The following is an 11,960-nucleotide window of genomic DNA, read 5'->3' as shown; positions in this document are numbered from 1 at the left end:
TATAAACTCTTCTATTAGCAATAAAACAGAATCCAAAACTGTCAATAATTACAAAATATCCAAAATATCCTCTGTATCCAAGTATGCAGCTTAACAATTAGAAGTTTTCTTAAAAATCGAAATAAAACAAAGAAGCTGCCCTTTTTGGACAGCTTCTTTTATCATTTTGGTACAGAATCTTACTTCAAAATCTCTTGCAGTTTCTTTCTTAAATCGTCGCCATGCAAATTACGCGCTACGATAATTCCTTCAGGATTTACTAAAATATTTTGTGGAATCGCTTTGATGCCATAAACACCAGCCGCTCCATTGTTCCAATGTTGTAAATCAGAGATATGTTTCCAAGTCAATTTATCATCTTGGATTGCTTTCTTCCAAGCACCCATATCTTTATCAAAAGATACACCTAGTATTTCAAAATTTTTGTCTTTAAAATCATTGTAAATTGCCACCAATCTCGGATTCTCTTCGCGGCAAGGAGGACACCAAGACGCCCAAAAATCAACCAGTACATATTTTCCTTTTAAATCTTGTAAAGAATAAGGCTCACCAGCCAGATCGAATTGCGTAATACCTGGCGCCTTCTTCCCTACAGAGGAATTTTCCAAAGCATCTAGATAACGATCAAAAATTTTCCCTTGAGTCGATTTTCGTACTTTTTTATCCATTTTTTTGAAATATGTACGCATCTCTTTGTAATCTGGATTATAACTATCCAAACGCAAAATGGACTGTATCGTATTTACATCTTTGGTATTCGCCAAGATATACTTTATCTTTTCTTCTTTTGTCTGTGCAAATAATAGCAGAGGCAAAACAAATACGATTAAAAAAAGTAACTTTTTCATCGGAAATAATATTTTTTATTCAAATATAAAATAATCTACTACTTTAGTATAGTTATAAAATCAAAAATGACAAACAATAATCAAAACCACTTCCAATCTAAGTTACCAACAGCTACTGTTAGCATTTTTTCACGGATGTCACTGTTAGCACAACAGCACCAAGCGATCAACCTTTCACAAGGTTTTCCAGATTTTGATATTGACCCTAAACTAACCAACCTTGTGACTCAATATATGCAAAAAGGGTTTAATCAATATGCCCCAATGCCTGGTACTATTGAATTACGAAAAGCCATAGCTGCGAAATATGAGCACTACTATAGAATTACTGTCGATCCTACTGAAGAAATAACCGTCACTGCAGGGGGAACGGAAGGCTTATATTCTACTATTGCAGCATTAATTCATCCTGGCGACGAGGTCATCGTCTTCGAACCCGCTTATGATTCATATAGTCCTAGTGTACAATCTTTTGGAGGCAAAGTGATCCCTATCAAATTGGTCGCACCAGATTTTTCAATTGATTGGGATATCGTTCGTAGTAAAATAACACATCGCACCAAACTTATCATTGTTAATAATCCCAACAATCCAACAGGTAGACTTTTGACAAAAGAAGATTTAAATGCTTTGGAAAAAATCGTCGAAGAAACGGGAATATTTGTATTAAGTGACGAAGTTTACGAACATATAGTTTTTGACAATAAGCATCATATTTCTATCCTAGCATCAAATATCTTACGCCAACGAGGATTTGTTGTAGCCTCATTTGGCAAAGTATTGCATGCTACAGGCTGGAAGATGGGGTATGTCATTTCAACGCCTCAACTCACAGCTGAATTTAGAAAAATACATCAATTCAATGTGTTTTCTGTAAATACACCCATGCAATACGCTATTGCAGATTACCTTAGTGAAATCGAATATTACCAATCCTTAAGCCCGCTATTTCAGCAAAAAAGAGATTACGTGATTGATAAATTGAGCACTACAGCATTTAAGCCATTGCCATGTGAGGGGACTTATTTTCTATTGGTCGATTACAGCTCTATAGCAACTGAAGATGAACTACCGTTTGCCGAAAAGCTAACTATAGATCATAAAGTAGCCACGATTCCGATATCGGCATTCTACACAGATGGACATAATCAAAATCTACTACGTATATGCTTTGCTAAGAAAGAAGAAACTTTAAAAATGGCGTTAAAAAATTTACAAAAATTATAATTACTGCAACGGTTTGACTTTATATTTTTTTTATTAAATATCAACTATTTCGTTTTTTATTTATTAACACGGGCATTTTATTGCTAAATTTGCAATTCACGATTTATCATATATATACCTCATAAATGGCAAGATTAAATTTATTAGAGGAAACACGTTTTGAGAAGGTACCCGTAACGGTATACCCAAATCAAGATGTTGCTTCGATTCAAGTTGCAAATCGTATTGCTTCTATCATCAAAGAGAAGCAAGCTAAAGGCGAAACTGCTGTATTAGGTTTAGCAACAGGCGCTACTCCAATCAAAGTTTACAAAGAGTTAGTACGTCTTCACAAAGAAGAAGGTTTGAGTTTCAAAAATGTAGTAACTTTTAATTTGGATGAATACTATCCAATGCAACCTACAGCGCCTCAAAGCTATGTTATCTTCATGAACAAAAACTTATTTGATCATGTGGATATTCCTCGCGAAAACATCAATATCCCTGACGGTACGTTAAGCGAAGATAAAGTACAAGAATTCTGTCAAGCTTACGAGCAAAAGATTTCGGATTTAGGTGGTTTAGATATTCAGATTTTGGGTATCGGTCGTACTGGACATATTGGTTTCAATGAGCCAGGATCCGCACCTAACTCTGGTACCCGCATCGTTACTTTAGATGATTTGACGCGTCGTGATGCCTCTCATGATTTTGGAGGTAAAGAGAATGTTCCTACCAAAGCCATTACAATGGGTGTAGGTACTATTTTCAAAGCTAGAGAGATTATCTTGATGGCCTGGAACGAGAAAAAAGCAGAGATTGTTAAAAAAGCAGTAGAAGGTGAAATTTCTTCAGATATTCCGGCTACATTCCTTCAATTATCTGACAATGTAGAATTCATCCTTGATGAAGGAGCAGCTTGTTTATTGACTCGTTTTGACACACCATGGTTAGCCCACGATGTAGAATGGACTGACAGTTTGATTAAGAAAGCTGTTGTTTGGTTGTCATTGAGATTGAATAAAGCTATCTTAAAATTAACTGACGACGATTATAACAACAATGGTATGGCAAGTCTTTCGACAACGAAAGGTCCGGCATATGCTATAAATATTAAAATCTTCAACGAATTACAACGTACAATCACAGGATGGCCAGGTGGTAAACCAGGGGTAGATGATTCTAATCGTCCTGAGCGTGCTGAGCCTGCTCGTAAAAATGCTATTTTGTTTTCACCACACCCTGATGATGACGTAATCTCTATGGGTGGTACATTCATCCGTTTAGCAGATCAAGGTCACAATGTACACGTAGCTTACCAAACATCAGGTAATAACGCTGTATGGGATGATGACGCTAGAAGATTTTTAGAATTTGCAACAGATATCACAAAGGAATTAGGTTCAGATGCTTCTAAATTAGAAACATTATACAAAGATTCGAATGAATATTTTGCCAAGAAACAACCTAAAGAAATTGATCCTGAAATTATCCGTAAGGTAAAAGCATACATACGTAAAGGTGAAGCTATCGCTGGATCTCGCTTTGTAGGTCTTCCAGATGAAAATATTCACTTCCAAGATTTACCTTTCTACGATCGTCAAAAATTTTCAAAAGATGTTTCTTTTGAAGATGACATCCAACAAACGATAGAATTGATGCGTCAAGTAAAACCACATCAAGTATTTGCTGCTGGAGATTTCCACGATCCACATGGAACACACAAAGTATGTTTTGATATTATCTTAGAGGCTTTAACACGTTTACGTGCTACTGAAGAATGGGCTAAAGATTGTTGGTTGTGGTTATATCGTGGTGCATGGTACGAATTCCCTATTCACGAGATTGAAATGGCAGTTCCACTATCTCCTCAAGAGGTAAAACGCAAACGTTTAGCAATCTTCAAACACCAATCACAAAAAGATCTTCCTGTATTCCCAGGTGATGATCCACGTGAATTCTGGGTAAGAGCAGAAGACAGAACTACGTACACCGCTGGTCTATATCATAAATTGGGGCTAGCAAATTACGAAGCTATAGAAGCTTTTGTAAAATGGAAATTTGATTAATACAAATAACCCAAAAGAAAGCCGTTCTAAAATTTAGAACGGCTTTTTTGTTATTAAACAATAAATATTGAAGAATAATTTTCCGATTATTAAACTTTTTATCGGATTATTTATTTTTTACACCTATATCCTACCCTATTTTTGCTTGTAATTTAGAATTAGTTTAAATAAATTATGAAGACAAAAATATTTTATGCACTATTAGTCACAATGAGCATTGGCTCAATAGCGTATGCACAGACCACGATAAAAGGCAAACTTGTCGATAATCAAGGCAAAGAGCTTCCAAATATCACAATCAGTACAGGAAATAAACAAGCCCAATCAGATTCGAAAGGTAATTTTCAACTATTTATTCCTCAGAATGGTGCATTTGATATTATTGTATCTGGCTTAGGCTATCGCAAAGAGATGTTGAAGATCAATCCTGCGGGAGCAATAACAGAGCTAAAAAGTATCGTGTTACATAAATTTGATCGCGAAATAGAACAAGTAGAAGTAGTAGGATACAATTCGATAAATAATAAAAAAGTAGGAGTTGCTAAATCAGGAATTGATAATAAAGACTTACCTCAATCAGTACAAATCATCAATAAACAAGTCATAGAAGATCAACAAATCAATACTTTGGGAGATGCGCTGAAGAATGCAAATGGAATAGCATTAGGTGCAAATCGTGGAGCTGTTGGTGAAAACTTCTTTGCTAGAGGTTACAGTCTTGGTGCTAACAATATCTTTAAAAATGGCTCCCGTACTAATAATGGTGGACGTATTGAAGCAAGTACACTCGAGTCTATAGAAATATTAAAAGGGTCTGCAGCATTGTTATACGGTGGTGTAACGGGTGGTGCTGTCGTGAATTTGGTAACCAAAAAACCACAATTCCATACAGGTGCAGAAATATCTTTCAGATATGGCTCCTGGGATACGTACAAGCCTACATTAGACGTTTACGGACCATTGTCTAATAAAGTGGCTTTTAGATTTGTCGGCACTGGAGAATCAGCTAATAACTATAGAGATGTAGTGAAAACAGACCGCGTGTATATCAATCCGTCTGTATTGTATAAAATATCAGATCGTACAGAATTAAGCTTCAATTTTGACTACTTAAAATCTGACTATACACCTGATTTTGGGATAGGTTCAGTAGAAGGCAAAATTAATAATGAAGTAGAAAGAAATACTTTTCTAAACGTAAATGGTGCTTTCAACAATACAAATTCAACAAATGGACAAGTTGCATTTGATCATAATTTTAATGAAGACTGGAAACTTAGCCTAATTGCTGGTATCCAAAATTACAATAGGAACTACTATGGTTCAGAACGTATACAAGCAAATGCGCAAGGTCTAGCTCCTAGGGCGTTAAGCCGAAGTGCTACAGAAGAATTTACCAAGAACCAGCAATTAAATCTAACGGGTAATTTCCTTACTGGAGGTATCAAGCATCAGCTCCTATTCGGTGGAGATATGGATCAATCTGCTACAAAAGCATATGCATATAATATTTTTGCAGATTTATCCAAACCAACAACAGCATCAACAGCTTATGATCAAATTAACGTACTAAATCCAATTCCCACTAGATCTGATATTCCTTCGTCAAACAAAAATACTTGGACAAAAACAGATGTCTACCGTTATGGTGCATTCATTCAGGATTTGGTTTCTCTATCAGAGAAATTCAAAGTATTAGCTGGAGTACGGTACACTTACCAAAGAACACCCTATTCTGAAAAATACACCTACAAAACTGGAGTAAAAGAGGATGTAAAAAATATGATTAATGGTAAAGAAGCTGGAGCAAAAATTGACAAAGCTTGGTCCCCTAAATTTGCGTTAATCTATCAACCCCTTACGAGTTCATCTATCTATATAAGTTACGCTAACAACTTTATTACAAATACAGGTTATGATATCAATTTTCAACCATTAACCCCATCATTAGTTGATCACTTTGAAGCGGGAATTAAAAATGATTTTTATGGTGGAAGATTCTCTGCTAACCTTACAGCTTATAGAATCAACAATAACAAATTCACCCAAATGGCATTAATTACAGCTGATGGATCTGCCAATGGTGACACCAATATGAAGGAATTCACGGGTAAAACTTCTTCAGACGGTATTGAATTGGACGTCAATGGTAATATCCTCCCAGGTCTAAATATATTGGCTGGATATGCGTATAATTTTATGCGCTATAGCGAGACATTAGGAATTATAAAATATAAAGATAGTGCTGGTAAAGATGCCGAAACATCTGGTAGCGAAGAAGATGTCCGACTAGTAGGAACCACTGCGCATACTGGAAATGCAACGTTATTCTATACTTTTCACAATGGTTCGCTTAAAGGATTAAAATTAGGTACTTCAGCATTCTATACGGGCAAACGTAATGCGGGATGGAATAATTCAAAAATTAATGAACGTGACGGTGTGAATCGCCTTATTCCAGTTGACCCGTTTACCACATTTGATATTTCATTGGGGTATTCTGCTAAAAAATTCAGCATACTAGCTAAAATGGCAAATATTACTGACGAATTGAGTTACTTTATACATGAAAATTATTCTGTGAATCCTATACCTCCACGTAACTTCATGACAACGATATCTTATAAATTTTAATACCCTATTCTCCTAATTAGACAACAATAGTATCAGCATCAATTATTCGAAAACGTAGTATTGAGAATAGAAAAACGCTTCACAAAATTGTGAAGCGTTTCCTTTTTTATAAAATTCGTATAAAAGTTTCGAGCTCGGCGAGCACCTCTCCAGCGCCATGAGCAAGCAAATATGTATAGCGTAGAGAGTTAGGGATAAACCCGAAATACTTTTTGAAAGCTGTAGTAAAGTGAGTAGAATGTTTATACCCTGTCATACGCGCTACATCAGCCACACGATAGTCCCCACTGACAATAAGTTCTTTGGCGTAATTCATCTTTCGTTCGGTAATATAGGTTGACACGGTTTTACCAAAATATTCTTTGAAATATTTTTTCAAATACTGTTCATTAGTACCCACTTCCTTTGCTAATTCAGGAATTGTAAAATTTTTACTCACATCATTATCGATCAACTTTTTTGCAAACATGATTTTATCGTAATGATTCTTAACAACGATTACTTGTTGTTTGTCATTCTCAACCATTAATCCATCTATCTGATGTGCGATTATTTCAATTAGATTAGACTGGATTTTCAGCTTATTGAGTAATGAAGGTTGCTGGTAAAGCTCGATGAGTTGCGATTGGAGCAATTGCATTCTATTATCACTGGATGTAAGTAATCCATCTTTGAAACGAGAACTATTTTGTTGAAACTTAAGATCAAACTCTGCCAAATAAGGTGTTGGGATATAGATGATAAGTCCGATATTACGCTCATATATATTTTTCCATTCAAATACATCTCCTTCAGTCACCGTATGAATTACATTCTCTCCCCCGCGGATTACATATGAATTGTGATTAATAAAATAAGGACATATACAATTATCCGAATTCTTGAGCAGTAATATATTTAAGAAACCATTTATTGGAGATGACAAGTGTACTGCCCCCTCTTTGTGCAATAAGATATAATGCAAACACAAATTAAACTCTTGCAAAATACTGCCCACGCTCTCCAGTGTCTCTGCATTATTTTCCGATTGTGAAAGATTATTTCCCGATTGCGTCATTTTACTATTTAGATTAAATCTAGATTTGCATCATTAATTTTATTTAGACTCGTTCTAAATGATTTTCGAAATTAAAATATTAATCTGAATAAATGAAATATATTTACTTGTTATTATTCTTACTCTTCACACAAATATCGTTGTATGCGCAACGGCTCCATTCTGTAAAAGGAAAAGTACACAAAGAAAATGGAGAACCTGTAACACATGTAACTATAAGACTTGAAGGAACAAACTTTACAGCGGTTACAAATGACGCAGGTAGATACGAGTTTAAAAACGTTCCTGAAGGAAAATACAATTTTGTTCTAACCTCAATCGAGATAGAAAATAAGATTTTACAAATCAATATTAACAAAAACTATCCTGACCTTCATATTCATATCAACGAAAAAGGTGATTTTTCGATTGACGAAGTTCGCATAGAGCGCAAAACAGCAAAAAAAGAAATTGAAACATCGGGCTTTGCTGTGACAGTCATAGAAACTAAAGAAGCTTCTTTAAGAAACTTAACCACGAATGAACTATTAGACCGTGCTGTAGGTGTACGAGTACGTCAAAATGGTGGCGAAGGCTCTCCTATTGAGTATAATTTAAATGGTATGTCAGGCAGTACCATAGGAATATTCTTGGATGGTTTAGAAATTTCTACGTATGGTTCTTCATTTAATCTTAATAATATCCCTCCTTCTATGATTGAGAGAATAGAAGTATACAAAGGAGTATTGCCTTCGCATCTTTCCGGAAATTATATTGGTGGTGCTATAAATGTAGTAATGAAAAAAGATGCTTCTGCGAATAACATAACAGCGGCAATGTCTTATGGATCATTTAATACCTATCGTGCTGATATTTCAGGATTATATAGAAATAATAAAAACGGTTTTACTACTAGATTTTCAGGCTTTTATAGTCATTCAGATAATGACTATGAGATGTGGGGCAAATTTTCTAAGTATACGACTTCGGGTGGCAATACCATTAGATATAACAAAACAAGAAGACCGAATGACAAGTTTGAAACTGTGGGAGGTCGTTTCGAATTTGGATTCACTGATGTTAAATGGGCTGATCAATTCTTTGTTGGTTACAACATTTCGGACTCCTATAAAGACATACCGCATGGCTTGACAATGACAAAAGCTTATCAAGGTCGTTTTAACGAGTATCAGGCTCATGTCTTGAATTTAAATTATAACAAAAAAGATCTTTTTGTAGACGGACTTTCGTTGAATGTCAATGCAGCAAGAAGCTATAGAAACACTTATCTACAAGATACTGTAAGTCAAAAATATAACTGGGCTCGTGAGGGAAGTAATTCATACCTATTAGAATTAATGTTAGCTCCGCCTAATAGTCAAGGAGAAGTACTTCCGTACCCGCACGAAATAGGCAAAGGTCAACAAGGTGATGCTGTAATGTCAAATATTGATCGCACAATTACCAACATACGATCAAATCTTTCATACATGTTATTTTCAGGACATCGTCTTTCGTTGAACCACAAATACGAATCGACAACAAGAGATGATAAAGACTTATTGATACCAGAAAGAAGTAAATGGATAACACAAAATGATGTTAGCAACAATATTTTCGCGTTGAATTATGAAGCTGAAACTTTTGGAGGAAGATTACGTACTAATTTCTTTGGAAAATATGGTATATATAATACTGTACAAAATATTCCTATCAACGAAGTGGGTGGAGAAATGGTATACAACCTTAATAAAACGACACGTGATAATAGTGGATTTGGAGGAACTGTTTCTTATGAAGCACTAAAAAATGGTTTTGTAATTGTATCCGCAGAGAAATCTTTTATAATGCCTACCGAACGCCATATTTTTGGTTCACCAGAAGAGAATTTATTGCCTAATGAGGGAATATTACCCGAGTTGGCAATAAATTACAATCTAGGTGGGAGATACGCCCTATCTAAGGTGGAGAAACATAAATTTTCCGTTTACGGTAACTTTTTCTGGAGAAACGGATACGACAAAATCATACAACAAACTAGAACAGAAGAAGTATTACCAGGACGTGAAAATCAAATAGAAGATATTCAAGTGACGCAGTTTGTAAATTTAGAAAAAACACAAGCTATTGGATTTGAAGCCGAAGTAAATTACATCTATAACAATAAGTTAAATGCAATTTTCAATTTCTCCAAATTCAACTCCTTATTCAAAGTAAAAAATGATGATTGGGGTAATCCACACAGCCTTTATGATTTACAAGTACCTAACGAGCCTTTCTTTACAATGAATGCCAATGTACAGTATCGTATAAACAATCTTATCCAGAAAAAATCAGTAGTAAATATTTATTACAACATGGGATATGTTGCTCCATTCAAAACCATCTGGTACGATTCAGATTGGTTTACTACACCGACACAATTCACCCATGATTTAGGAGTTAATTATCGTTTGCCAAAATCTAATGTAGTCTTAAGTCTTGATAGTAAAAACATTTTCAATTCAGAGGTATACGACAACTTTGGTGTGCAAAAACCAGGAAGAGCTTTTTACGTAAAAATAAACTATACAATTAATAATTTTAAATAAAAATAAGATGAGAAATAATCTATTTAAAGCATTAGTTTTCGGATCCGCTATAGCTATCGGCACACTTTCTAGTTGTGAAAAATCAACTGATGATGATCCAAACTTTTTGACAGGTCCAGATTTGGGTGTTAGACAATTTATTACACTGACAGGTGCATTTCCTGACGCGACGGGCGAAGCTGGTAACGGAGGAACTAGAGCTCTAGCAATCTCATTGGCAGATGCTGAAAATCCAACCTTTGAAGCAAATGTATTCGCAAATGGATATACCTTACGTTCACAACGTACTGCACGTGTGCAGGCTTCACCAAATGGAAACTTTTTGTACAATATCCAGTATACAGGTGATGATGGTGGCATATTTAACAAATACCATGTTCAAGGAGGTAAAAGCTTTATTGACACACGTGAAGAATTAAATACTGAACCAATTTTAGGTAGTGCACCCCGTTGGGTGATTGCAGCGAATGGTATTGGTGTGGGCGTATATGCTTCCGCACAAATTCAAGGATCTTCAACGGGCGCTGGTGCTGATTTTGTGGATGTAAAAAGTACGGCAAAAATTTTAGCTTTAGACTTGGATAACCCTACAATATTACGCCAGACAGAATTTATCATTCCTTTCACAGCAGAACAAACAAAAGCAGGTTACCAAATTGGACGTATCGATGTTCCAATCTTAAATGCTGCAAAAAACAAAGTATTTATTGGCTGTAACTTAACTAAAGTTGATTTAACCAAAAAAGCGACAGTAAATGACGATGGTAATCAAGTCTGGACGACAAGAGAATCTGCTACAAATGTAAGAGAGCTAGGAACAGCTACTTTAGTTGTAGACTATCCGAGCTTAGCAAATCCAAAACTAATTTATTCTACAGTGAGCAAAACAAACAACCACTCATATCGTACCATGACGCAATGGCTGGGCTCTAACGGAGATATTTACCAAGCGACGGCTACTGGAGGATATCAAATATTAAAAATTTCGTCTAGCACAAATACGTATGACGACTCGTACAACTTTGATCTAAAAACGGCCTTAGGCTCTTCTTCAAACATTGCTATTAGAGCATGGAGAAATATCAAAGAAGATATTGGATTAGTATTGTATACTGTTACAGGTACAGATGGTGGCTACTTGGCATTAGTAGATCTGAAAGCAAAAACAGCTACTAAATTGACAACAGAACAAGAAACAAATATTGGATTCAGTGGTCGTTCTGCAAATACAGCTACAGGTGTAACTGCAATGGTGGGAACATTTGGTCAGTTCCAAAACATAGGCGTATATGGCGACAACCTTTACGTCCCATTGACCCCTAATGGCCTTGATGGAAACTTATATATCATCAATTACAAAACTAAAGCTATTGCCAAAGGAGCAAAATTGAAAAATCAATCCGGCAGCTTCTACTTAGGTGCATACTAATAAATCATAACCCTAGAAAAGAGGCTGTCTAAAAAGGTCTGTTAATTAAAGAGCCCCGTCATTAAAAAATAATGGCGGGGCTTATGTTTTTTGTCCTCAATTTTTTGTAAATTGAGGTGCACCCAAAAAACGATATGAAAGTACAAT

General features: G+C 35.4%; 7 protein-coding genes. 5 read left to right on the top strand and 2 right to left on the bottom strand.

Annotation, left to right across the window (positions count from 1 at the left end; genetic code table 11):
* Nucleotides 1-179 precede the first annotated feature (179 nt).
* The gene (locus IPZ78_RS16835; protein WP_225555150.1) at nucleotides 180-848 is read right to left on the bottom strand and encodes a TlpA family protein disulfide reductase; all 669 of its coding nucleotides are present in this window, start codon (nucleotides 846-848) and stop codon (nucleotides 180-182) included.
* A gap of 66 nt (nucleotides 849-914) precedes the next feature.
* Between IPZ78_RS16835 and IPZ78_RS16830 the strand changes: the two genes are divergently transcribed.
* From IPZ78_RS16830 to IPZ78_RS16820, 3 genes are all read left to right on the top strand, one after another.
* Nucleotides 915-2,075, top strand: coding sequence for a methionine aminotransferase (locus IPZ78_RS16830; protein WP_225555149.1), 1,161 nt, complete (start codon nucleotides 915-917; stop codon nucleotides 2,073-2,075).
* Between the two features lie 125 nt (nucleotides 2,076-2,200).
* Nucleotides 2,201-4,123 carry a glucosamine-6-phosphate deaminase gene (nagB, locus tag IPZ78_RS16825; RefSeq protein ID WP_225555148.1) on the top strand — a complete coding sequence of 641 codons (1,923 nt, stop codon included), beginning with the start codon at nucleotides 2,201-2,203 and terminating at the stop codon, nucleotides 4,121-4,123.
* A gap of 174 nt (nucleotides 4,124-4,297) precedes the next feature.
* Nucleotides 4,298-6,757 carry a TonB-dependent siderophore receptor gene (locus IPZ78_RS16820; protein ID WP_225555147.1) on the top strand — a complete coding sequence of 820 codons (2,460 nt, stop codon included), beginning with the start codon at nucleotides 4,298-4,300 and terminating at the stop codon, nucleotides 6,755-6,757.
* Between the two features lie 106 nt (nucleotides 6,758-6,863).
* Here the strand turns inward: IPZ78_RS16820 and IPZ78_RS16815 are convergent, their stop codons facing one another.
* Nucleotides 6,864-7,814, bottom strand: a complete 951-nt coding sequence (locus IPZ78_RS16815; RefSeq protein WP_225555146.1) for an AraC family transcriptional regulator — start codon at nucleotides 7,812-7,814, stop codon at nucleotides 6,864-6,866.
* A gap of 92 nt (nucleotides 7,815-7,906) precedes the next feature.
* On the opposite strand from IPZ78_RS16815, the gene IPZ78_RS16810 reads away from it, so the two are divergent.
* Together IPZ78_RS16810 and IPZ78_RS16805 are read left to right on the top strand one after the other, a co-directional pair.
* Complete coding sequence (locus tag IPZ78_RS16810) at nucleotides 7,907-10,384, top strand: TonB-dependent receptor (protein ID WP_225555145.1); 2,478 nt, start codon at nucleotides 7,907-7,909, stop codon at nucleotides 10,382-10,384.
* 7 nt (nucleotides 10,385-10,391) lie between these two features.
* On the top strand, nucleotides 10,392-11,813 hold the full coding sequence (locus tag IPZ78_RS16805; protein ID WP_225555144.1) for a hypothetical protein: 1,422 nt from the start codon (nucleotides 10,392-10,394) through the stop codon (nucleotides 11,811-11,813).
* Nucleotides 11,814-11,960: the final 147 nt, after the last annotated feature.

The sequence above is a fragment of the Sphingobacterium bovistauri genome (assembly GCF_020295405.1).
Lineage (GTDB): Bacteria > Bacteroidota > Bacteroidia > Sphingobacteriales > Sphingobacteriaceae > Sphingobacterium > Sphingobacterium bovistauri.
Note: the sequence above shows the minus strand (reverse complement) of the source record. Positions and strands in the feature narration are given on the sequence as shown.